Genomic DNA, 20649 nt, shown 5'->3' with positions numbered 1-20649 from the left:
TCCGCCTAGACCATACGGTTTCGGTATGTCTTTCCCTAGTTGCGAGACCGCAGGTGCTTGCTCACAATCGCCTTGTAACAGGCAGCGCAACGGGACGGAACATGGAAATAAGACAGTTGAAATACTTCGTCGCGGTCGCGGAGGCGGGAGGTTTCGGAACAGCGGCACAGAGGATGCACATATCGCAGCCACCGCTTACTCGTCAGATCCAGGCCTTGGAACGCGATATTGGGGCAAAGCTTTTCGAGCGGACGGCACGGGGCGTCGAACTCACCGCCGCCGGAAAGGTGTTTCTTGATGACGCGCGTCAGTTGCTCGCGCTTGTGCAGCGGTCTTCGCGGCGATCGCAAGCTGCCGCTAGAGGCGAATCGGGTGAGCTGAAGCTCGTCTACTTTGGGACTCCTGTCTTTGAGACGGTTCCGGCGTTCGTCAGAACGTTCCTCGCAACGTATCCCGACGCCACCGTCGCCGTGTCTCACATGACCAAGGAAGCTCAGCTCGAGTCTCTTCTTTCAGGGGTGGTGGACATCGGATTCGGGCGCTTCTATCCGGTGACCGAAGGCGTGTCGAGTTGGAACATTGGGACGGAGACGCTTCACGTCGCCGCTGCCGATCCGTGGGACACACGCGTTTCCCGTGCCCGTGCAGTTGTAGACCTACTCGATGTGCCCCTCATTCTTTATCCACGCGGCGACCGACCAAGTTTCGCCGACAAGGTAGTTTCCATATTTAGAACGGAAGGAGTGGAGCCAAAAATCGCAGCCGAGGTCGAAGATGTCAACGCGGCCCTCGGGCTCGTCGCGGCCGGCGCCGGCGTCACGCTGGTCCCGGCCTCGGTGGCCGCGATTCGGCGGCCCTTCGTCCGGACGATGGAGATGGCCGATGCGAGCGCCAAGGTGCCGGTCAGCCTGACTTACCTGACCGACTCTCGCGTACCCGTGCTTCGCGCATTTCTCGATGTCGCAAGACGCGGGAAAGGACAGAAATAGCGCGGCTGGCTACGTGTACGATTTCGTGTTCGAACGCGAACTCCGTCAAGCAACTCGACCATCCATCGCCGCCGTCAGGCGCCAGCGCGAAGACGACTACCATCGAGATAGATCACCCGCCGCGTGGCGCCCGCAACGGGCCTCCTCGAAGGCGAATGCAACCCCGCTCCCCTCAGCACGGCACATGGCCACCCAAGATCGAACCCAGGCGGCACGCAAGAAGACATCGGGCCCGGCCGCGGCCAAACCCGCCAGCGAATCGACGCTGTACGTGCAATCGGTCGAGAAGGCGATGAAGGTGCTGATGGCCTTCGACGGCTCCAAGCGCCAGCTTTCGCTGTCCGAGATCTGCACGCTCACGCAGCTCGACCTGAGCGCCGGGCAGCGCTTCACTTTCACGCTCACGGCGCTCGGCTACCTCAACAAGGAATCGGAAAGCCGCAAGTACGAGCTCTCGCCGCGGCTGCTCGACTTCACCTACCATTACCTGGCGTCGAGCGACGTGGTGAACCGCGCCACGCCCTTTCTGCAGCAGCTCAGCCAGATGACGGAGGAGGTCTGCAACCTCACCGTGCTCGACGGGCCGGACATCCTCATCGATCAGCGCGGCGACGGCACCGCGATCGTCACCATCGACCGCCCGCAGCGGCGCAATGCCTGCGACTTCGACGCCTGGACCGACCTGAAGGCCGCCTTCGAGCGCTTCGCGCAGGACCGCTCGGTCCGGCTCGTGGTGCTCACCGGCAGCGGCGGCCACTTCTGCGCCGGCGACGACATCGTCGCCTTCGCGGCGGCCAAGGCCGATCCCGCGCACGCCGAGGTCTACCGCCAGCGCATCCAGGAGGCCTATGCCGCGGTACAGAGCGCCCCGCTGCCGGTGATCGCGGCCATCAGCGGCGTCTGTGCCGGCGGCGGCTGCAGCCTGGCCATGTGCTGCGACTTCCGCGTGGCCGACGCGACGGCGCGCGTCGGCGTGCCGGTCGCGAAGCTGGGCCTGGTCTATCCGACCATCCAGCTGCAGCGCCTGGCCTGGCTGATCGGCGCTTCCAACGCGCGGCGCTGGCTCTACAGCGGCCAGATGTTCGGCATCGACGAGATCGGCCGCACCGGCTTCGCCGACGCGGTGGCCGAGGGCGATGTCGTCGAGGCGGCCTTGCGCTTCGGCGCACCGATGACCGCCGCCGCGCCCTTGTCGATCGCCGGTTCGAAGGCGCAGTTGAATGCGGTGCTCGCCGGCCAGGTCGCGCAACGGCGGGCCGAGCTCGACGCCATGGTGGCGCGGGCCGACGACAGCGAGGACTTCCGCGAAGCACGCGCGGCCTTCGCAGAGAAGCGCACGCCGCATTTCAAGGGCCGCTGAATCGCAGGCCCCGCCCGGGCCTCGCTGCTAGGCGACGTGCCGCCGAGGCGCCGACACGGCGAAGGCCGTGCTGCGCACCAGGTCGGCGAAGCGCTGCTCGTCGCGCGCCGGTTCCCAGCGTGCACGCGACACCGCGACGTTGATCGCGCCGATGCCGCGCCCGCGCGCATCGGTGATCGGCGCGGCCGTGGAGATGTCGGAGAGAAAGTACTCGTCCTCGGTGCGCACGAAGCCGCGCGCGTGCGCGACGGCCACGCGCTCCTTGATCTTGCGGCGGTCGACGATGGTCCTGGGCGTGTGCCTGACCAGCGTGCTGGCGTCGAGCAGCGCATCGACTTCGGCCTCGGGCAGCGTCGACAGCAGCGCCAGCCCCGGCGCGGTGCAGTAGGCCGGCAGGCGGGTACCGACGATCACGTTGGGATGCAGCACGTTGCGGCTCACGATGCGCTGCACGAAGACGATGTCCGGCCCGTCGAGCACGGTGAGGTTGCAGACCTCCTCCGTCATCTGGCTGAGCTGCTGCAGAAAGGGCGTGGCGCGGTTCACCACGTCGCTCGACGCCAGGTAATGGTAGGTGAAGTCGAGCAGCCGCGGCGAGAGCTCGTACTTGCGGCTTTCCGATTCCTTGTTGAGGTAGCCGAGCGCCGTGAGCGTGAAAGTGAAGCGCTGCCCGGCGCTCAGGTCGAGCTGCGTGAGCGTGCAGATCTCGGACAGCGAAAGCTGGCGCTTGGAGCCGTCGAAGGCCATCAGCACCTTCATCGCCTTCTCGACCGATTGCACGTACAGCGTCGATTCGCTGGCGGGTTTGGCCGCGGCCGGGCCCGATGTCTTCTTGCGTGCCGCCTGGGTTCGATCTTGGGTGGCCATGTGCCGTGCTGAGGGGAGCGGGGTTGCATTCGCCTTCGAGGAGGCCCGTTGCGGGCGCCACGCGGCGGGTGATCTATCTCGATGGTAGTCGTCTTCGCGCTGGCGCCTGACGGCGGCGATGGATGGTCGAGTTGCTTGACGGAGTTCGCGTTCGAACACGAAATCGTACACGTAGCCAGCCGCGCTATTTCTGTCCTTTCCCGCGTCTTGCGACATCGAGAAATGCGCGAAGCACGGGTACGCGAGAGTCGGTCAGGTAAGTCAGGCTGACCGGCACCTTGGCGCTCGCATCGGCCATCTCCATCGTCCGGACGAAGGGCCGCCGAATCGCGGCCACCGAGGCCGGGACCAGCGTGACGCCGGCGCCGGCCGCGACGAGCCCGAGGGCCGCGTTGACATCTTCGACAATCGCCGTCACGCGCGGCTCGACCCCGGCCCGGCGCATCAAGGCGATCACTTCGTCAGCGAAACTCGGCCTCCCCTCCTTGGGGAAAAGAACGAGGGACTCGCTCTTGAGCCGCAGCAGCGTCGGATCCTGTCTCAGCTGGCGCGCAATGCTCGAACCCGCTGCGATATACAGCCGTTCGTAGTGCAGGTGCTCCACCGTGATTCCAGGCTCCTGGGGGTAGAAGCGGCCGACACCGAGATGGATGGTGCCGGCACGCAGGGCCTCGATCTGCCGCACCTTGGGCATCAGGGCCAGAGACAGCGTCGCCCCCGGGACCGCCTGCGTGAACGCATGGAGCAATGCCGGGACGGTCTGGTAGATCGCCGTGCCGAGGTAGCCGATATCGAGTTGGCCGATCTCGCCCCGGCTGGCGGCGCGGGACCGGTCCACGGAAGTCCGACCCAGTTCGAGCATGCGCCGTGCATCTTCGAGAAACGCGGCCCCGGCGGGCGTGAGCTGCACGCCGCGCGCGCTGCGCTCGAACAACAACACGCCCAGATGCTGTTCGAGCGCGTGAATCTGTCGCGTGACCGGGGGCTGGGAAATATGCAGCCGCCGCGCGGCGGCACCGACGTTGCCCTCCTCCGCGGCAGCAACGAAATAGCGAAGCTGTCGAAACTCCATTCTTCACTCCTGGTGGCTGGCTCCGGCTGCCGGAGAGCCATACCGATCCCGTATCGCTCGCGCTGATGGAAGGTATTAGACCATATGGCCCGGCATTTCTAGACTACCGCCATGATAAAACTCGGCTGCTCTCTCGTCTGCTGGAACATCTTCAGGCGCGCTGAGCCGTCTTTTTGAAACAGTCTCTTAGAAAAGGAGCAAAAAAGTGAGCGTCGTCGCAAATCCCCTTCATCCTCTTTTCGCCGCAGGGGTCGAAGACATCGACCTTCGAGAGGCCTTGGGTTCGACCGAGGTCCGAGAGATCGAACGGCTAATGGACGAGAAGTCGGTGCTGGTGTTCCGGGGGCAGCCCCTGAGTCAGGATCAGCAGATCGCCTTCGCGCGCAATTTCGGGCCACTCGAAGGCGGTTTCATCAAGGTCAATCAAAGACCTTCGAGATTCAAGTACGCGGAGTTGGCGGACATCTCGAACGTCAGTCTCGACGGCAAGGTCGCGCAACGCGATGCGCGCGAGGTGGTCGGGAACTTCGCGAACCAGCTCTGGCACAGCGACAGCTCCTTTCAGCAACCTGCTGCCCGCTACTCGATGCTCTCCGCGGTGGTGGTTCCGCCGTCGGGCGGCGACACCGAGTTCTGCGACATGCGTGCGGCATACGACGCGCTGCCTCGGGACCTCCAATCCGAGTTGGAAGGGCTGCGTGCCGAGCACTACGCACTGAACTCCCGCTTCCTGCTCGGCGACACCGACTATTCGGAAGCGCAACGCAATGCCATGCCGCCGGTCAACTGGCCGCTGGTTCGAACCCACGCCGGCTCCGGGCGCAAGTTTCTCTTCATCGGCGCGCACGCGAGCCACGTCGAAGGCCTTCCGGTGGCCGAAGGCCGGATGCTGCTTGCGGAGCTTCTCGAGCACGCGACACAGCGGGAATTCGTGTACCGGCATCGCTGGAACGTGGGAGATCTGGTGATGTGGGACAACCGCTGCGTTCTTCACCGCGGACGCAGGTACGACATCTCGGCCAGGCGTGAGCTGCGCCGGGCGACCACCCTGGACGATGCCGTCGTCTAGCGCACGCCATGGCGCACGCCCTTTTCGCGAAGGCCCCACAAGATGTACGCAACCCTGATCAGCGGCAGCCGTAGCCTGGACGGCGACACCTTGGCGCAGCGCGTCCTTCGAGCGGCGGGCGGCCTGGCGGCATGGGGATTGAGGCCCGGTGATGTCGTCGCCATCCTCATGCGCAATGACTTTCCGGTGCTCGAAATGACGCTGGCCGCGAACCGCGCCGGCATCGTTGCGGTGCCTTTGAACTGGCATGCGAACCGGGACGAGATCGCCTTCATCCTCGAGGACTGCAAAGCGCGTGTGCTCGTCGCGCACACCGATCTGCTCAAGGGCGTTGCATCCGCGGTGCCCGAGGCCTGCAAGGTGCTGGAAGCCGCGTCGCCGCCCGAGATCCGGCAGGCCTATCGGCTGTCCGATGCGTCGTGCACGGCGAACCCGGGCACGGTCGACTATGAAGGCTGGCTCCAGGCATCGGAGCCTTCGACGGCCTTGCCGGTCGCGGCGCCGGCCAGTCTGCTCTATACCTCCGGCACGACGGGCCGCCCGAAGGGCGTGCAGCGCGCCAACGGCACGCCCGAGCTCGCGGCGAAGTTCGGCCTGAGGGTTCGTCTGGCGCACGGGCAAGAGATTCGGCCGATCCGGGCCGTGCTGACGGGGCCGCTCTACCACTCGGCACCCTATGTCTATGCGCTCAACAGCTTGCGCTTCGGCGAAGTCCTGGTGCTTCAGCCGCGCTTCGACGCGGATGATCTTCTCGACCTGGTCGAGCGCCATCGCCTGAGCCACATGCATGTGGTGCCCACGATGTTCAGCCGGCTGCTCGACCTCCCGCCGGCGCGCAGAGCCGCTTTCGATACGTCGACGCTGAGCGCCGTGACGCATGGGGCGGCCATGTGCCCGCGCGATGTCAAGCAGGCCATGATCGACTGGTGGGGCCCGGTCATCATCGAGTACTACGCCGGCACCGAGATCGGCGTGATCGCGACCTGCACGTCCGAGGAATGGCTGTCGCACCCAGGCACCGTCGGCAAGGCGCCCGAGGGCGTCCGCATCGCCATCGTCGATGACGAAGGACATCCGGTGCCCATCGGCGACAAGGGCGAGATCCTCGTTCACGCCGACGTTGCCGATCTGGTGACCTACCACAATCGGCCCGAGGCATTGACGGAGCTTCGACGCGGCGAGTGGATCACGCTCGGCGACGTCGGGCATCTGGATGCGGACGGCTTCCTGTGGATCAGCGATCGCAAGAAGGACATGGTGATCTCCGGCGGCGTGAACATACTTCCGGCGGAACTCGAAGAGGAAGCGATGAAGTTGCCGGAGGTGCGCGATTGCGTCGCTTTCGGCATCGCCGACCGGGACCTCGGCGAAGTCCTGGTCCTCGTGGTCGAGCCGCACGCCGGCGCGCGCGTCGACCTCGAAACGATGCGGGCCACGCTCAAGAACAGACTGGGAGGCCTGCGTTGCCCCAGGTTCTTGCTGAGCATGCCGGTGCTGCCGCGCGAAGACAGCGGCAAGATTGCGCGCCGCAAGCTCAAGCAGCAGTACATCGACAGCATCGCGCCATCGTCGGCGGCAGCGTAGGCCGGATGGCGGCATCCGACATCGTCATCGGCGGCTATGCCGAAACACCCGTTGTCTTCGGGTCGGGTCGAAGTGCCTACGACCTGGCGGCGGACGTCCTGGACGAGCTCGCACGCAAGTACGGCATCGCGCCCGCCGATATCGACGGGCTGGCGGTCACGGCCGCGCTGAGCGAGGGCAGCAATCCCTTCCATGCGGCCTTCATGTCGGACGCGCTGGGACTGGCGCTCGACTGGCTGGCGACCGGCACCACGGGCGGCTGCGCGATGTTGTCCGCCGTGGCCGCAACGGCTTCGGCGCTGCGCGACGGGCACTGCAAGGTGGCGCTCGTGCTGGGCGCCGACGCTCCCAGCACCCACTTTGCCGCCGAGTTCCGCGGCTACCACGACGAGTTCATCGCGCCGACCGGCATGACGCGCCCGCCCGGCTTCTTTGCGCTGCTGCACAACGCCTATGAACAGCGCTACGGTGCGCTCGATGCCGCGCTGGGGAAGATCGTGCTCACACAGCGCGGGCACGCGTTGGAGAACGAGCGCGCATGCGAAAAGCTGCGAAGACCGCTTGCCCTCGACGACTACCTGAAGTCGCGCAAGGTCTCCGATCCGCTGCGCCTGCTCGACAGCGTGATGTTCTGCGACGGCGCGAACGGCGTCCTGATGATGCGGGCCGAGACGGCGTCCGCGATGGGATTGTCCAAATGCGCGCGGCTGGCCGGCTACGCCGAACGCACGAACCACGATGTGCAGGAACAGCCGCCCGACCTGCTCGCGTCGGGCTTCGTCCAGGCCGGTCCGCGCGCGCTGCGCCAGGCCGGCCTGACCGTGCAGGAGATCGACATGCTGCAGCTGTACGACGACTTCACCATCGCCGTCCTGATGCAGCTGGAGCACATGGGGTTTTGCGGCCGGGGCGAGGGCGCCGCCTTCATCGAGAAGACCGATCTAAGATTCAGCGGCGGCTTGCCGCTGAACACGGGCGGGGGCCAACTCTCCGCGGGTCAACCAGGCTTGGCTGCCGGCGGACTGGGCCTGGTGGAGGCGGTGCGCCAGCTCTTCGGCGAAGGCGGCGCAACCCAGGTCGAAGATCCGCGCAATGCGCTGGTCACGGGCATCGGCGGCCTCGCCTATGGCCGGGCCTGGATGATGAGCAGCGCGCTCGTGCTGGACCGATGAGCGGTCTTCGAACTTCGACTGTGGCCATCGGCCACTACATGGACACCGCGGCGTTCTGGGCGGCCACGCGCGAGCGCCGGCTGCTGGTCCAGTTCTGCACGCAAACAGGACGGTGGCAGGCCTATCCGCGGCCTGGCAGCGTCTACACCGGGCGCCGTCGTCTGGCGTGGCGCGAGGTCAGCGGCGACGGGGTGTTGGCAAGCTGGACCGTCGATCGCATGAACACCCCTGCGGCGGCCGACGCCCCCCGCATGCACGCATGGATCGACCTGGTCGAAGGCGCGCGAATCCTCAGCTGGCTGGTCGACTGCGATCCCGCGCGATTGCGCGTGGGCCTGGCCGTTCGGGTCGCCTGGATCTCGCTCCCCGACGGATGGCAGTGGCCCGCCTTCACCATCGCCGCGCATTCAGGCGGGCCCAACGGAAAGGCACCCTAGCCTTGCAACACGCCTGGGGCCTTGATTTCTGGCGCACTCCGTTCCGCCATCGCCAGCCGCTGAAGCCAACGGCGTGCGGCGAGCGGCGCGTGATCCACCGCGATATCCATCATTCCGCCGCTGCTGGACGGCTCGATCCTGCGAATGACTTCCACGCCGTCGAGTGCCCAGTTTCTCTGCTGGTTCTCCATGAGCACCTTGTCTTCCATCACGGTCTTGCGGAACTGCTCGAACATGCCGACGGTCAGCGCCTCGTTGTCCGGCAGGAAGTCGCGATAGAGCGCGGAGAACTTGAAATGCGTGGTCGATGTGGAGGGGGTACAGGGCCCCGGCACCCGAAGCCGCTTGATCTGCGTCGGGTCGTTGTTGCCGACCGGTTCGACCTCGATCTCCAGCAGCATGTTGGCGCCGGGCCAGAAGCTGATGCGTTGGCTGTTCTTGACGAAGTCCCATCCGAACAGGTTCTTGAACGAGGGTCCGGTGGACGCCTTGTCCCAGTTGCGTGTCACCTGGACCTTGGCTTCGCTGACGTCGACGGTCGGGCGCGTGAGCGCCACTTCGGGCGTGCCGACGGTCTCTGGATGGGCGTAGGTCACATGCGACAGGTCCAGCACGTTCTCGATGTTGAACAAAAAGGGCGCCTCGACGAGCAGGGCTTCGGCGGGCCGCCCGACGTAGCGTCCGGAGCTGCAGATCTCCGCGTAGTCGGGCACCAGCGTTTCGTTTGCGAGCGCCGGATCGCCCGGCCAGATCCAGACGAATCCGTCGCGCTCGACCACCGGATAGGAGCGCACGCAGGCGCTCGGTGGGACGCGAGACTGACCGGGAATGCTCGTGCACGAACCGTCGCCGGCAAAGGTCAACCCGTGATAGCCGCACTGGACTTCGTCGCCGATCAGGCGCCCCAGGGAAAGCGAGACGCGACGGTGGCTGCAACGATCGGCCAGCGCGGCGACACTGCCGTCATTGCGACGGAAGAAGACGACGGGCTGTTCCAGCAGGGTTCTCGCCAGCAGCTGCCGCCCCACCTCGTGCTTCATCGCCCCGACGTACCAGAAATTCTTGGGATACATGGTCTAGTTCTCCTTCGTTTGCGGACCGTGCGCTGAGCGTAGGGCGAGCACCTTCCAGTGGCATCATGAATGTGATGACGAAGCGCGAAGAAACCCTTGATTCATCGCCCAAGCCGGTCAAGTCGGCATTCCGGGCGATCGAGATCCTCGAGTACTTCGCCGCGAGGCAGAAGGGCGCCACCATCACCGAGATTGCGGCGGCGCTGGACTATCCCCAATCCAGCACCTCGATGCTGGTTGGCAGCCTGGAGACGATGGGCTACCTCACGTTCTCCGAGAAAGACCACCTCTTCCGTCCCACGCTGCGCGTCATGCTGCTGGGCGCCTGGCAGCACGAGGCGTTCTTCGCGAAGAACAGTTTCGTGACCGACATGAAGGCCCTCGCGATGCGCACGAAGGCCGGCGTCATGGTCGGACTGCGCCAAGGCATTCACGTGCGCTTCATCCTGTCGCTGTTGCCGAGCTTGAAGACCAACGCGCTGTGGTTTCCGCCAGGCGTCCTGCGTCCAGTCTGCAGGTCGGCGGCCGGCAAGGTCTTGCTGGCGAACGAACGCGACGAGGACATCGAACGGATCGCCTCTGCCGCGAACGCGGAGGCGGCTGACGGTGTTCAAGTCAATATTCCGGCGCTGATTCGCGAAGCGCCCCAGACAACCCGTGGCTCGCGGCGCTGGCTTGGGTCAAGGGGGCCTTCGCCAAACAGCAGCGCCTGTCACAACGACCGCTCGCCGAATGTCCCGCGGCCACGCTGCCGAAGCGCCTGCGACCGTACCTGCTGATCTTCGGCGCTGATGGTCAGCCGACCGGTTTGCACGCCGATCGCTACGAATTCTGGTTGTACCGCCAGATCCGGAAGCGCTTCCAGTCGGGAGAGATCTATCTCGACGACAGTCTGCAACATCGTCACTTCTCCGACGAGCTTGTTTCGATGAACGAGAAGGCCGACGCGCTGGCGCAGATGGAGATCCCGTTCCTGCAGCAGCCAATCGATGCCCAACTCGATGCGTTAGCGGCCGAGTTGCATGCACAATGGCTGGCCTTCAACCGAGAGCTGAAACAGGGCAAGCTTACGCACCTGGAATACGACAAGGATACGCAGAAGCTGATTTGGCGCAAACCGAAAACCGAGAACCAGAAGGTGCGTGAGCAGGCATTCTACGAGCAACTGCCATTCTGCGATGTTGCCGACGTGTTCCGCTTCGTCAACGGCCAGTGCCAGTTCCTGTCGGCGCTGACGCCATTGCAGCCGCGCTACGCGAAGAAGGTAGCGGACGCCGATAGCCTGATGGCGGTTATCATCGCTCAGGCAATGAACCATGGCAACCATGTCATGGCGCGCACCAGCGACATTCCGTACCACGTTCTGGATAGCACCTACCAGCAGTATCTGCGTCAGGCGACGCTGCATGCGGCCAACGACTGCATCAGCAACGCCATCGCCGCGCTGCCGATCTTCCCGTACTACTCGTTCGATCTCGATGCGCTGTACAGCGCCGTCGATGGGCAGAAATTCGGCGTCGAGCGACCGACCGTGAAGGCGCGTTACTCGCGCAAATACTTCGGACGAGGCAAAGGCGTCGTCGCCTACACGCTGCTGTGCAATCATGTCCCGTTGAACGGCTACCTAATCGGCGCGCACGAGTACGAGGCGCATCACGTGTTCGACATCTGGTATCGCAACACGTCGGATATAGTGCCGACTGCGATCACCGGCGACATGCACAGCATCAACAAAGCCAACTTCGCTATCCTGTATTGGTTCGGGTTGCGCTTCGAGCCTCGCTTCACAAACCTCGATGACCAGTTGCAGGAATTGTATTGTATCGACGACCCGGCGCTGTACGAGAAATGCCTGATTCAGCCGATCGGACAAATCGATCGGCAGCTCATCACCAGTGAGAAGACAAATATCGATCAGATCGTCGCCACGCTGGGCCTCAAAGAGATCACGCAGGGCTCGCTGATCCGCAAACTATGTACGTACTCGCAGGAAAACCCGACACGTCGCGCGATTTTTGAGTTCGATAAGCTCATTCGTACCATCTACACGTTGCGTTACCTGCGCGACCCGCAGCTCGAGCGAAACGTGCATCGCTCCCAAAACCGCCTCGAGTCTTACCATCAGCTTCGTTCGACCATCGCCCAGGTCGGCGGCAAGAAGGAATTGACCGGCCGCACCGACATCGAAATCGAGATCAGCAACCAGTGCGCCCGGCTGATCGCCAACGTCATCATTTTTTACAACTCGGCGATTCTGTCGCATCTACTGACGAAATGGGAGGCCAGTGGCAACGCCAAGGCGCTGGCGCGGCTTACGCAGATATCACCGGCAGCCTGGCGGCATATCCTTTTGAACGGGCACTACACTTTTCAAAGCGACAACAAAATCGACCTGGACGCGCTCATTGCAGGGCTCGAATTGGAGTGATCGAATTTTCGGCGGTTCTGGCTTGGAATCCCTTATTCCTGTTACGGTGGAATACGATGCCACAACCAGGTAATCCTTTACCCCCAGCCGTGGTCAACACCTGGCGACTGAGCGTCGGCACGTCGCTGTTCGTGATCGATATCCTGGCCGACGGCAGCTGGCGACCGGCGTATATTGCGCCAAAGCGGCTGGGTGGCTGGACGATGGATGTGTTGCCGAACATGCCGCCGACGTTAGTCGATATCGCTCCCTCGGTACGCACCTGGGCGCGACAGTACGGCGCGAATGTAACGAACCGGCGCACGCCGGCGCGCCGGTTTCCCGCGCAAACCGCTTCTTCGAACAGGACGCCAGAATGAACATGCTGAAACGTCGTCTCGATGCGACAGACGAAAAGCTGCAGGAGCTGAAAACAGCCCGCAAAGCGGCAGCTAAGGCGCAGCGCCAGCAGGTCAAGCAAACGCGCGCGGATCGCGAGCGAAAGATCATGCTGGCCGGCGAGGCGTTGCTGCGGCGTGTCGATCGCGGCGAGTGGGATGAAGCCGATTTCCGCGCGATGATGGACGATTATCTGTCGCGGCCCGCCGATCGCGCGCTGTTCGAGCTCGACGATGTATAGCCTTTGATGTTCGACGTCGACGCACCGCACAGCCAGGTCGGCAAATGTTGATTTGATTCACGATGAAGGATGCCCGATGCTGCCAACGCTCCGCATGAACCGGAATTTTGTCGAGGCCTTGCTGGCCGAGCGCGCGCCCTGCTTTGCGATGGGACTCGTGGCCGAGGGCCAGACGCACTATGCTTGCCTGGCACTGCGGCCGGTGGATGACATTCCGAACGACGTAACACGCAGCGGTTTCAACTTTGGCCACTCGATACGCGGCACCGACGACTTCGAGGTCGTACACTTCGGCTTAGAGTTTTACGGCTACCGCATCTTCAATGCGCTGATCAATCCGAGCAACTTCATCGCCAGGACAATCCTGTCGCACATGGTCGACACGAAGGCGTTTTTCTTCTTCGCGGTCAACCCGTCAGGCGGTGTGACGGTGTTCAAGTCCGGCATCGGTGAATGCAGCCTGGACAGCATCGAGTCTAATCTCGAGCGGATACTGCGCTCGAGCACGTCCGATGCTCAGTACGACGCGGCGCTGACAACGTTCAGCGACCATCCAGATCCGGTCGGGCCGATGCTGCACTGGGTTTGCCGGGACTGCGAAGATTGTCTCGACCTGTCCCACAATGTAATCGAACTGGGCCCCGCGTAACGGTCCTGATGGTCCGTGTGACCGAGACCGTCATGTCACTCACCGGACGTCGCTCCAACATTCTTCGGCTGGAATAAGCCGATTAATGTTCACAATGTGGAACGACGGAATTTTCTGGGGTTCCGGCGTAGATCCCCTACTTGTCCGTTGCGCGGCGCAAGGTATTGAGGTCAAAATTCGGGTTCGCCTTACCCTGACACGCGTCTGCGAGGGCTCGCGCCTCAGCGGCCCACGGCGTTGCCCCCTCTTCCCCCGCCGCGTTGCGCAAGAAATGAGCTGCGTCTTGCCAGTCGCCGGCCGCAATGGCTTTCCATGCGAGCTGACAACGCTTCACTTGTGCGTCAGGCGCGTCGAGCAGCAGTTCGTAAGCCGTTTTCATATCGCCCCTCTCCATATTGTCTGAGCCACCTGCCAACCGTAGCGGGAGCGGTTAGTCAGTTGAACCGCCCGCCCTTGGCCACGGCTTCGGCCTTCAGTTTGGCGATGCGAGCTTCGGCTTCGGCCAGGTCGGGGCCGGCGAGGTCTTCGTCGAGAATCGAGTTCTCGATCATGGTCCATGCGTCGCACTGCGGGCACAATTGCTGATTCGTTCCCGCGATATCGCGCGTAAGTCGGCCGCACGAACGGCAATTGAACGTTGTGCTGTTCTTGCGAAAGTGGCGTTCAGCCATGTCTTCCTCCTGTAGCAGTAGTCGTTGATCAGGCGACATAGAGGAACGACAGCAGCGCGTCGAACCAAGGCGTCCCGTCCAGTTTGTCGTCGGTGCTGAACTCGACACCCTTGTCGCCAAGCGGGCGTGTACGCTTGGGCAGCTCGTATTCGCCGAATGCGCGACCACTCACCGTGTTGTAGAGGGCGGTCACGTAGACGCCGCCGTGCTCGAAGCCAAAGCGGATGTGATCGCTTCCCTCTTCGAGGTACTTGCGCGACTGACACGGAAAGCCCTCGCGATCGCAGGCGGCAATGAGTTCCTCGCCGGTAATGTGGCGCTTGAACTTCCTGATCTCGGTTTGCATGTGTTGCTCCTAGACGGTTGGGAGGTAGGCCGGGGACTGGTAGCCGCCAGTGGTTCCGGCCGGGATGCGGTGAGGCGTGGCCGTCACTGCATGGGATCTATTATAGTCTGCTTACGTACATACGTAAATACGTAATTGCGTAAATATTTGGCTGGGGGTTCGGCATGTCAGGCGGTCAAGGGGACGCCCGGAAGCCGCAGCGGAGCGCAGAGCTGGCCGCAGGCCAGGTCGAGCACCGAACGGGTGAGGACGACAGCGCAGCGGCCCTTGACGGGCTGGCGTGCCGGGATAGACCCTCCAGTCGAGGGTGTGGGGGAAAGGTTCATCTCCCCCGCACCCTTGACGACAGAGGGCGACTCGCTCCTTCCCGCAGGGCGGGAAGGCGGGGGATGGGTGGGTGTGGCCGCCGCCGGCGGCCCTGCCCCGCTCTGCTGCCCGTAGGTATGAAAAAGCCGCCCGTGGGCGGCCTTTACTGAATGTCCGGGTACATACGTAATTACGTACACCGCGCCTTCTCTACCCTCCACCGGATCGGCGGTTCATACGTGTCTGCATGGTCCGATTCCGCAGGCGAAACGGCTCCAATCATCGAGATGATCGACAGCGAGCCAAAGGCAATATTCTTCTCCACCCCGTTCGCCCTATTCGGTTCAAATTACGTATGTACATGCGTGCGTACATACGTAATTACTTCTTGTGTGTCCAATAGAACTCGAGTGCCTCGTCGATGATGTCGGATTCCGTGACCCGACGACCCTCTGCTTGCGTGCGGTGAAACGCATCCTCCTTCAGCTTCGTCTCGAAGGTCTTGCGGATACGAATGGTCTTGTTGGTCCGCTCGGGCACTGCCGGGACCGTAGCCGCGGCAGTGCCCGGCGCCGTCGATTGAGATTCGACCGCACCTTCGCTGCCGCCGCCACGGAATTCCTCTAGAGAAGGCTTTCTCTTCATGCTTTCACCTCTTGGTAGAACGCGACCATTTCGGCCACGGCTTGGCTATCCTTGCCAATTTCCTCAACCGTGCAGCCCTCGCTGGTAGCGCGGCGGAACGCCACGCGCTCACACACGCGGGCATTGAGCACGTCGAGTTTGTTTTCCTGCAGAAATTCGAGCATTTCCTTCCCGTCCTTGGTCCGGGGATCGATGCGCGTAAGCAGGATCTTCACGCGCAGCTCGGGGTTGTAATCCTTGGCCAAGTCGACGACCTCGAGTAGATCCGTCATCGCAGCCGCGTCGAAGCCGGACGCGCCGACCGGGACGATCGCCAAATCGGCCAGCAGCAGCGCATTGCGGAGCCCCGGCGCGTCGCGACCGCCGGCGTCCACGACCGTGTGTGCGAACCCCTTCGACAGTTGCTTGCCCTCATCGAAAATGGCCTTGCCGCGCAGGCATGTCGTCGTCGGCGACGGCTTGCCTTTCACCGCCTCGCTGTCACGTCGCCATGCCGCCCATGTTGCCGCCGTCTCCTGCGGGTCGCCGTCGATCAGTAGGGTAGGCTCCGAACTGGCGAGATGCGTCGCCAGGTGAACAGCCGTCGTCGTTTTGCCTACGCCACCCTTGGTATTCACAACCGCGTATTTCATGGGTTTCTCCTTATCCGTACATACATGCGTATGTAATTACGTAATTATGCCTTAATGGCAGTCCGAAAGCAAACTGAAGCCGTTGATATGCACCTGGTCCGGCGGTCGGCCGACCTTCGCAGCAATCTCATGCTTCGCCTGAGCAAGCAGCAACAACTCGACGGTGTTCTCGTCGGCGCCGTCTCCTATAGCGAGTCGAACGGTATGCGCCTTTTCGTCGAACGATTGCGGGGTCCGATAGAAAACCCGGTATTCGCGTTCCATGACTCCCTCGTGCGAGCTACATAATGCCGTATTTACATACGTAAGTACGGCATTATCGGGTTAGTCTTCCTGCGAGATCTCGCGGGTAGGGAGGCGATTCAGCAGCTTCTTGGCGTGCTGAACTTCCATCCAGTTGCCCGCCGTCGGCGTCGAGCGCTCAAAGACAGTCATGACCATCTCGAGCGCATCGGCCAACTCGTGCGCAAAATCAGCGGCCTCGGCCATCTTCTTGAACTGCTCGACGGCCATCGACCGCCCTTCGGCCGTCCCCTCGGCATAGCCAGCGAGGAGAACGGGCAGCACACTGGCCCACGACATTTTCAGGTCAACGGTCAGCATCGCATGCCTCCCTCGTTTGGACTTCAGCGATACGCTTCTTGAGCCGGCGGATGTCGGCGTTGTTGTTGCGCAGAGCGGATTGAGGGAAGCCGACGCGCCCGGCGAAATCCTTGGTCTTGAGCTCGCCAATGTGTTCCTCGGAGAACCCCAGCGCCCGCAAGGCGTTGTCATCGCCCTTGCGCAGGGCAGTGTTCGCGGCGCGCATCATTTTCTGCGAAGCCTTGAGCCGCTCGATCTCGGCCTCCAGCTTCTCGATCGCGTCCGATTCGGACGGTCGCATCGGTTGCTTCATGGTCATGCTCCTAGACGGATGGTCGTCGGCAAAACCCGGTAGCCGCCGGGCGTTCGCCGGTGCCGCCGACATCGGCAGCACCAACCTAGTATAGCGTACATACATACATACGTAAATACGTAATTGCGTATTAACGTCGTGAGCCTCTTCCGTGGTTTTTCCCGCCGCATGAGCACTCGCAGCGCATGATCCGGCCCGTCGCGTTGAGGCAGCGAGCGTCACATTCATGCCGGCTAGGGTTCGATTTGTACTCGATCACCCGCTCGACCGGCAGCACTTGGTCACGTGCGTCGGCGGGAGATCCGACCCACATGTGATAGCCGTCGTACCGGCGGCCGACCACGCCAGGAAACCGCAGCGCGAATTCAGTGTTCGACATGCTCGTAACGGCCACAAGCTGGCGATCGCCGTGGAAATACTTCATATTTGCCATCGAGATCTCCGCGCAGGAAAGGGTATAGCTATGTTGCCATACGTACGTACATACGTAAATACGTAATCGCGTAAATATTTGGCATGGCAGACGGTCAAGGGGACGCCCGGAAGCCGCAGCGGAGCGCAGAGCTGGCCGCAGGCCAGGTCGAGCACCGAACGGGTGAGGACGGCAGCGCAGCGGCCCTTGACGGGCTGGCGTGCCGGGATAGACGCTTCAGGAAAGGGTGGGGGGGAAGGGTTCTCTCCCCCGCACCCTTGACGACAGAGGGCGACTCGCTCCCTTCCCGCAGGGCGGGAAGGGCGGGGGGATGGGTGCATTACCACATACTTACGTATGTACGTACACTAAGCCGAAAGGTCGGCGATATACGACACTTAGGAAGATAGGCAAAAGGCTCGAAAAAGCCTTCCGTGCCGTCGAATTGTTGATGTAGGCGGGAGGGTAGAGCAGCGGCCACGGGCCGGAACGTCCCGATTACAGCACGCTGGAACAACAGTCACTGCGGGCACCGACAGCGCGTGTCGGCGAAGTACGACCCCGTTCCGTTAGTCGTCGGCCATTAGGTTGCCCTGCCGCTCGAGCTGCTCAAACCAAGTGAACCCGTCGATACGCTGCAGCTCCTTCGTCAACGCCCTGCTGTCGCGCGAGTAGAACACGATCCGGTGGGGCTTCTTGCTGCTGTCCAGCGCGACACGGTAATCGGGCAGGGCATCGCGCTTGATGATGTCTCGGACGTCGGCCCGGAAATGTCGCAGCGACTGGATCGAGCCGCTTTTCTGCCGCATGATCTCGATGTCGCATTTCCAGATGGCCTTGTCGCCGGCGTGCTTGCGAGCCAGCTCGTACAGCCGACGCTCGAGCGGTTGCGACAACAGAAAGTAGCGGCGGTCGATGGTCAGCACCTCGTAGTGCAGGAATGCCTTGTACAGCCATTCCGCGACGATGACGACGACCTCGAGGACACCCTTCCCGTTCTTGGTCCGCCGAGTAATGGTGTAGTCCTCGATCCAGCCAAACCCTCTCGTCTCCTCTTCGCCGCCTGTCGCGATGTTCGTCTCGATCGTCGTACCTTTCAGACGACGTAGCATGTCGAGCATGTTGTCATAGGCTTTGCCGCCCGGATCTCGCTCGGTGCCGGTCAGAAACGCATAGGTATCGATCTTCACCGTGCGAGAAATCGGCAATCCCGCTTGTCGGGCTTCAATGATCTGTGAGCCCATATAGAGCAGCAAATCCTTGTCGAAGACAGTGGCGGCGCCCAGCACGGACGGAATTACCTTGACGCGCTTCTGAGTCGACGGGCTGACGTATTCGCGCACGGTCGTGTCGCGTCGTTTCGACAGGGAGAATAGCGGGAACTCCATGCTGGCCAGGTCGTCCTTGACCGGCCACTCAAGCATGTTCGCCGCAAATAGCTCCGTCTGCGTGTACGGTTTGTGTTGCCCCCTGACGGGTACTGGTGTTGCTGCCATTGATCCGGCCTCCGGTCCTTCCATCTTCAACTGATCTTACAAAGCGTGTACGGACGTCCACGCATGCGCCTAATCACGAGTCGAAAGAGCGGTGCGCATCGGTCATCCGTCTCCAGAACTGTCTGGAGCATCCGAATGCGCGTACCGTCTTTCTGGCCCCATGTGCGAAGAGCGACAGGATAACCAAAGAGATCGCGGAACAGCCGCAGCTCGTAGAACCCGGTAGCTGACTCCCAGCGGGCAACGTGGCCTTGCTTGAGGTCAATGGATGGAACAGCTATCATGATGGGTATCCTAAGCGGACGCGCTCCTAGACGGGCCTTTGCTCTGGTAGAAGCCCGGTTTGGTAGCCGCCAACCGGGCTTCGCTCATTTCGCGTTAATTAATTTGCCATATTTTGGCGGATTATCCTAATTGCCACGTTCAGGCGGCAATTTCTTCCTCCAGCGTTTCCTCTTCTTCGCCGATGTCGGTTTCGTCGTCCGTCTCCACATCGTCGGCGTCGTCCGCCTGCCAAACAGCGTCGGTCGCCTGCGTATCGTAGACCTTCACGGCACCGTCCAACACGCAAAGCTGGCCACGGACGCGAACCACGAGACCGCGCCGATCGCCGCGTTCGAGACTACCGTTGTCCCACGCTCGGCACTGGCTGCGATAGCTGAACGTCGCACCTTGCCAGTCAGAGAACGCGGTGAACGACCAGCCCTCGCATTCGCGATAGGAGCCGCGGCTGAAACCGCCGTCGTTGATGTATTCCCGACCATTCACCACGAAGGTCGGCACGCTGGCGATTCCGTCGTTGGAGTTCGCGAGTTTGTCGGCGCAGTAAGCATGTCCCCACGTCGAATAGGGGGCTTCGATCGCGTGAATCCCGTCGCGGTAGCTGTCCAAGAAAAACGAGTCGCGCCACGGCTGGAAGTCGATGGCGCGATTGGTCTCGGACCATCGCCACGCGATCAGCGTGCCGACGTCGCGCACGTACATCGCGGCCGTCGCCACGCATCCATCTTCGTCCCGAACCTTGTATTCGATCCCGTCGAAAACCGACCCGACCATCGCCCGGCAGTGAGCGACGAATGCGTCGAACTCGTCGTCCGTTGGCTTGCACGTCACGCGCCAGAGATGGCGCGGTTCGTCGTCCTCGTCGCAGCGTTCGACCATCTTCTCGAGTTCGTCGCCGGCGAGAGCGAGGCCACGCGCGAACAGCGGCCGTGCCGGACCAGCGATGCGCTGGACCGCATCAGTTCCCTTCGCAAACATCGCACGATACTGCTCGACGGTGTATTCCGGATCAAGCCAAGTTCCGGGCTCATCCAGCGCAAACGCCCGCGCGGCAGCGTCGCCAAAATCGAAGCCGAATTGTTCGCTCATCGCAGTGCTCCTAGACGGTTGGGAGGTAGGCCGGGGACTGGTAGCCGCCAGTGGTTCCGGCCGGGATGCGGTGAGGCGTGGCCGTCACTGCATGGGATCTATTATAGTCTGCTTACGTACATACGTAAATACGTAATTGCGTAAATATTTGGCTGGGGGGTTCGGCATGTCAGGCGGTCAAGGGGACGCCCGGAAGCCGCAGCGGAGCGCAGAGCTGGCCGCAGGCCAGGTCGAGCACCGAACGGGTGAGGACGGCAGCGCAGCGGCCCTTGACGGGCTGGCGTGCCGGGATAGACGCTCCAGTCGAGGGTGTGGGGGTGGTTTCATCTCCCCCGCACCCTTGACGACAGAGGGCGACTCGCTCCCTTCCCGCAGGGCGGGAAGGGCGGGGGGATGGGTGGGTGGCCGCCGACGGCGGCCTTCGCTTGTCGCTACTTTGTAGAGGCGGAGCCTGAAGGATCGAGATGATGGTTTTTTGCTGTTCGAAGTGAGACGGTCGTTCTGCGATGACGGTGCAAGGATTGGAAGCGGCAGGGTCAAGGTCGCCCTCCCTTTT

Annotated in this window: 23 protein-coding genes and 3 pseudogenes; 12 read left to right on the top strand and 14 right to left on the bottom strand. The window is 62.7% G+C overall.

Going from position 1 to position 20649, the window contains the following annotated elements; translation table 11 throughout:
- The first annotated feature begins 116 nt into the window (after nucleotides 1–116).
- The 3 genes and pseudogenes from P5W98_RS35930 (at nucleotide 117) to P5W98_RS35920 (ending at nucleotide 2349) form a co-directional block, all read left to right on the top strand.
- Nucleotides 117–989, top strand: coding sequence for a LysR family transcriptional regulator (locus tag P5W98_RS35930; RefSeq protein ID WP_232355764.1), 873 nt, complete (start codon nucleotides 117–119; stop codon nucleotides 987–989).
- Nucleotides 958–1584, top strand: a pseudogene (locus P5W98_RS35925) (helix-turn-helix domain-containing protein); the annotation flags it as partial. The gene P5W98_RS35930 and the pseudogene P5W98_RS35925, both read left to right, overlap by 32 nt.
- The gene (locus tag P5W98_RS35920) at nucleotides 1561–2349 is read left to right on the top strand and encodes an enoyl-CoA hydratase/isomerase family protein (RefSeq protein WP_227978825.1); all 789 of its coding nucleotides are present in this window, start codon (nucleotides 1561–1563) and stop codon (nucleotides 2347–2349) included. The pseudogene P5W98_RS35925 and the gene P5W98_RS35920, both read left to right, overlap by 24 nt.
- A gap of 27 nt (nucleotides 2350–2376) precedes the next feature.
- Here P5W98_RS35920 and P5W98_RS35915 read toward each other — a convergent pair whose 3' ends face one another.
- Together P5W98_RS35915 and P5W98_RS35910 are read right to left on the bottom strand one after the other, a co-directional pair.
- Nucleotides 2377–3216, bottom strand: coding sequence for an IclR family transcriptional regulator (locus P5W98_RS35915; protein WP_011178397.1), 840 nt, complete (start codon nucleotides 3214–3216; stop codon nucleotides 2377–2379).
- A gap of 184 nt (nucleotides 3217–3400) precedes the next feature.
- Entirely contained in the window at nucleotides 3401–4288 is an 888-nt protein-coding gene (locus tag P5W98_RS35910) for a LysR substrate-binding domain-containing protein (RefSeq protein ID WP_011178398.1), read from the bottom strand.
- 205 nt (nucleotides 4289–4493) lie between these two features.
- On the opposite strand from P5W98_RS35910, the gene tfdA reads away from it, so the two are divergent.
- From tfdA to P5W98_RS35890, 4 genes are read left to right on the top strand one after another with little or no spacing between them, the layout of a single operon-like run.
- Nucleotides 4494–5357 (top strand): alpha-ketoglutarate-dependent 2,4-dichlorophenoxyacetate dioxygenase, encoded by an 864-nt coding sequence (tfdA, locus tag P5W98_RS35905; RefSeq protein ID WP_011178399.1) that lies wholly within the window; start codon nucleotides 4494–4496, stop codon nucleotides 5355–5357.
- A gap of 42 nt (nucleotides 5358–5399) precedes the next feature.
- Nucleotides 5400–6941, top strand: coding sequence for an acyl-CoA synthetase (locus P5W98_RS35900; protein WP_011178400.1), 1542 nt, complete (start codon nucleotides 5400–5402; stop codon nucleotides 6939–6941).
- Between the two features lie 5 nt (nucleotides 6942–6946).
- Nucleotides 6947–8113 carry a thiolase family protein gene (locus tag P5W98_RS35895; RefSeq protein WP_011178401.1) on the top strand — a complete coding sequence of 389 codons (1167 nt, stop codon included), beginning with the start codon at nucleotides 6947–6949 and terminating at the stop codon, nucleotides 8111–8113.
- 20 nt (nucleotides 8114–8133) lie between these two features.
- On the top strand, nucleotides 8134–8550 hold the full coding sequence (locus tag P5W98_RS35890; protein WP_049796618.1) for a Zn-ribbon domain-containing OB-fold protein: 417 nt from the start codon (nucleotides 8134–8136) through the stop codon (nucleotides 8548–8550).
- Here the strand turns inward: P5W98_RS35890 and P5W98_RS35885 are convergent.
- Nucleotides 8547–9623 carry an aromatic ring-hydroxylating dioxygenase subunit alpha gene (locus P5W98_RS35885; RefSeq protein ID WP_011178402.1) on the bottom strand — a complete coding sequence of 359 codons (1077 nt, stop codon included), beginning with the start codon at nucleotides 9621–9623 and terminating at the stop codon, nucleotides 8547–8549. The two genes, P5W98_RS35890 and P5W98_RS35885, sit on opposite strands and share 4 nt — an antisense overlap.
- A 65-nt stretch (nucleotides 9624–9688) precedes the next feature.
- Here P5W98_RS35885 and P5W98_RS35880 point away from each other — a divergent pair.
- The 5 genes and pseudogenes from P5W98_RS35880 to P5W98_RS35860 all read left to right on the top strand — a co-directional run.
- Nucleotides 9689–9880: pseudogene (locus P5W98_RS35880) on the top strand (helix-turn-helix domain-containing protein); the annotation flags it as partial.
- A gap of 377 nt (nucleotides 9881–10257) precedes the next feature.
- Nucleotides 10258–12051 (top strand): annotated as a pseudogene (locus P5W98_RS35875) (Tn3 family transposase); the annotation flags it as partial.
- On the top strand, nucleotides 12048–12410 hold the full coding sequence (locus tag P5W98_RS35870) for a hypothetical protein (protein WP_156903410.1): 363 nt from the start codon (nucleotides 12048–12050) through the stop codon (nucleotides 12408–12410). The pseudogene P5W98_RS35875 and the gene P5W98_RS35870, both read left to right, overlap by 4 nt.
- Nucleotides 12407–12670, top strand: a complete 264-nt coding sequence (locus P5W98_RS35865; RefSeq protein WP_007180432.1) for a hypothetical protein — start codon at nucleotides 12407–12409, stop codon at nucleotides 12668–12670. Before P5W98_RS35870 ends, P5W98_RS35865 begins: the two co-directional genes overlap by 4 nt.
- Before the next feature lie 76 nt (nucleotides 12671–12746).
- Nucleotides 12747–13319 (top strand): hypothetical protein, encoded by a 573-nt coding sequence (locus P5W98_RS35860; protein ID WP_007180433.1) that lies wholly within the window; start codon nucleotides 12747–12749, stop codon nucleotides 13317–13319.
- Nucleotides 13320–13455: 136 nt separating this feature from the next.
- On the opposite strand, the gene P5W98_RS35855 is transcribed toward P5W98_RS35860, so the two are convergent.
- The 11 genes from P5W98_RS35855 to P5W98_RS35805 all read right to left on the bottom strand — a co-directional run bounded on the left by P5W98_RS35855 (nucleotide 13456) and on the right by P5W98_RS35805 (nucleotide 20093).
- Nucleotides 13456–13698, bottom strand: coding sequence for a hypothetical protein (locus P5W98_RS35855; protein WP_090839385.1), 243 nt, complete (start codon nucleotides 13696–13698; stop codon nucleotides 13456–13458).
- A 55-nt stretch (nucleotides 13699–13753) separates the two neighbouring features.
- On the bottom strand, nucleotides 13754–13990 hold the full coding sequence (locus P5W98_RS35850) for a hypothetical protein (protein WP_007183086.1): 237 nt from the start codon (nucleotides 13988–13990) through the stop codon (nucleotides 13754–13756).
- A gap of 28 nt (nucleotides 13991–14018) precedes the next feature.
- Nucleotides 14019–14336, bottom strand: coding sequence for a hypothetical protein (locus P5W98_RS35845; protein ID WP_028229650.1), 318 nt, complete (start codon nucleotides 14334–14336; stop codon nucleotides 14019–14021).
- 687 nt (nucleotides 14337–15023) lie between these two features.
- Nucleotides 15024–15287, bottom strand: a complete 264-nt coding sequence (locus P5W98_RS35840) for a hypothetical protein (protein WP_090839329.1) — start codon at nucleotides 15285–15287, stop codon at nucleotides 15024–15026.
- Entirely contained in the window at nucleotides 15284–15919 is a 636-nt protein-coding gene (locus tag P5W98_RS35835) for a ParA family protein (protein WP_007183090.1), read from the bottom strand. Before P5W98_RS35835 ends, P5W98_RS35840 begins: the two co-directional genes overlap by 4 nt.
- A gap of 51 nt (nucleotides 15920–15970) precedes the next feature.
- A complete protein-coding gene (locus P5W98_RS35830; RefSeq protein WP_007183091.1) occupies nucleotides 15971–16183 on the bottom strand; it encodes a hypothetical protein in 213 nt (70 codons plus the stop codon).
- A 60-nt stretch (nucleotides 16184–16243) separates the two neighbouring features.
- Nucleotides 16244–16522 carry a hypothetical protein gene (locus P5W98_RS35825; protein ID WP_007183092.1) on the bottom strand — a complete coding sequence of 93 codons (279 nt, stop codon included), beginning with the start codon at nucleotides 16520–16522 and terminating at the stop codon, nucleotides 16244–16246.
- The gene (locus P5W98_RS35820) at nucleotides 16509–16814 is read right to left on the bottom strand and encodes a hypothetical protein (RefSeq protein WP_051059081.1); all 306 of its coding nucleotides are present in this window, start codon (nucleotides 16812–16814) and stop codon (nucleotides 16509–16511) included. Before P5W98_RS35820 ends, P5W98_RS35825 begins: the two co-directional genes overlap by 14 nt.
- A gap of 130 nt (nucleotides 16815–16944) precedes the next feature.
- A complete protein-coding gene (locus P5W98_RS35815) occupies nucleotides 16945–17247 on the bottom strand; it encodes a hypothetical protein (protein ID WP_084170445.1) in 303 nt (100 codons plus the stop codon).
- Nucleotides 17248–17795: 548 nt separating this feature from the next.
- Nucleotides 17796–18722 (bottom strand): replication initiator protein A, encoded by a 927-nt coding sequence (locus P5W98_RS35810; protein ID WP_007183094.1) that lies wholly within the window; start codon nucleotides 18720–18722, stop codon nucleotides 17796–17798.
- 423 nt (nucleotides 18723–19145) lie between these two features.
- A complete protein-coding gene (locus P5W98_RS35805; RefSeq protein WP_090839332.1) occupies nucleotides 19146–20093 on the bottom strand; it encodes a hypothetical protein in 948 nt (315 codons plus the stop codon).
- Nucleotides 20094–20649 lie beyond the last annotated feature (556 nt).

Source organism: Paraburkholderia sp. A1BS-2L (assembly GCF_051125205.1).
In the GTDB taxonomy this organism is placed as follows: Bacteria; Pseudomonadota; Gammaproteobacteria; order Burkholderiales; family Burkholderiaceae; genus Paraburkholderia.
The sequence above is the reverse complement of the archived record's forward strand: the minus strand, read 5'-3'. Positions and strand labels throughout refer to the sequence as shown.

What these genes read in the sequence shown, in the direction of transcription:
- P5W98_RS35915 (WP_011178397.1), bottom strand. Translation starts at nt 3,216, where the DNA reads ATGGCCACCCAAGATCGAACCCAGGCGGCACGCAAGAAGACATCGGGC.
- P5W98_RS35910 (WP_011178398.1), bottom strand. Translation starts at nt 4,288, where the DNA reads ATGGAGTTTCGACAGCTTCGCTATTTCGTTGCTGCCGCGGAGGAGGGC.
- P5W98_RS35900 (WP_011178400.1), top strand. Translation starts at nt 5,400, where the DNA reads ATGTACGCAACCCTGATCAGCGGCAGCCGTAGCCTGGACGGCGACACC.
- P5W98_RS35895 (WP_011178401.1), top strand. Translation starts at nt 6,947, where the DNA reads ATGGCGGCATCCGACATCGTCATCGGCGGCTATGCCGAAACACCCGTT.
- P5W98_RS35885 (WP_011178402.1), bottom strand. Translation starts at nt 9,623, where the DNA reads ATGTATCCCAAGAATTTCTGGTACGTCGGGGCGATGAAGCACGAGGTG.
- P5W98_RS35865 (WP_007180432.1), top strand. Translation starts at nt 12,407, where the DNA reads ATGAACATGCTGAAACGTCGTCTCGATGCGACAGACGAAAAGCTGCAG.
- P5W98_RS35860 (WP_007180433.1), top strand. Translation starts at nt 12,747, where the DNA reads ATGCTGCCAACGCTCCGCATGAACCGGAATTTTGTCGAGGCCTTGCTG.
- P5W98_RS35855 (WP_090839385.1), bottom strand. Translation starts at nt 13,698, where the DNA reads ATGAAAACGGCTTACGAACTGCTGCTCGACGCGCCTGACGCACAAGTG.
- P5W98_RS35850 (WP_007183086.1), bottom strand. Translation starts at nt 13,990, where the DNA reads ATGGCTGAACGCCACTTTCGCAAGAACAGCACAACGTTCAATTGCCGT.
- P5W98_RS35845 (WP_028229650.1), bottom strand. Translation starts at nt 14,336, where the DNA reads ATGCAAACCGAGATCAGGAAGTTCAAGCGCCACATTACCGGCGAGGAA.
- P5W98_RS35840 (WP_090839329.1), bottom strand. Translation starts at nt 15,287, where the DNA reads ATGAAGAGAAAGCCTTCTCTAGAGGAATTCCGTGGCGGCGGCAGCGAA.
- P5W98_RS35835 (WP_007183090.1), bottom strand. Translation starts at nt 15,919, where the DNA reads ATGAAATACGCGGTTGTGAATACCAAGGGTGGCGTAGGCAAAACGACG.
- P5W98_RS35830 (WP_007183091.1), bottom strand. Translation starts at nt 16,183, where the DNA reads ATGGAACGCGAATACCGGGTTTTCTATCGGACCCCGCAATCGTTCGAC.
- P5W98_RS35825 (WP_007183092.1), bottom strand. Translation starts at nt 16,522, where the DNA reads ATGCTGACCGTTGACCTGAAAATGTCGTGGGCCAGTGTGCTGCCCGTT.
- P5W98_RS35820 (WP_051059081.1), bottom strand. Translation starts at nt 16,814, where the DNA reads ATGAAGCAACCGATGCGACCGTCCGAATCGGACGCGATCGAGAAGCTG.
- P5W98_RS35815 (WP_084170445.1), bottom strand. Translation starts at nt 17,247, where the DNA reads ATGGCAAATATGAAGTATTTCCACGGCGATCGCCAGCTTGTGGCCGTT.
- P5W98_RS35810 (WP_007183094.1), bottom strand. Translation starts at nt 18,722, where the DNA reads ATGGCAGCAACACCAGTACCCGTCAGGGGGCAACACAAACCGTACACG.
- P5W98_RS35805 (WP_090839332.1), bottom strand. Translation starts at nt 20,093, where the DNA reads ATGAGCGAACAATTCGGCTTCGATTTTGGCGACGCTGCCGCGCGGGCG.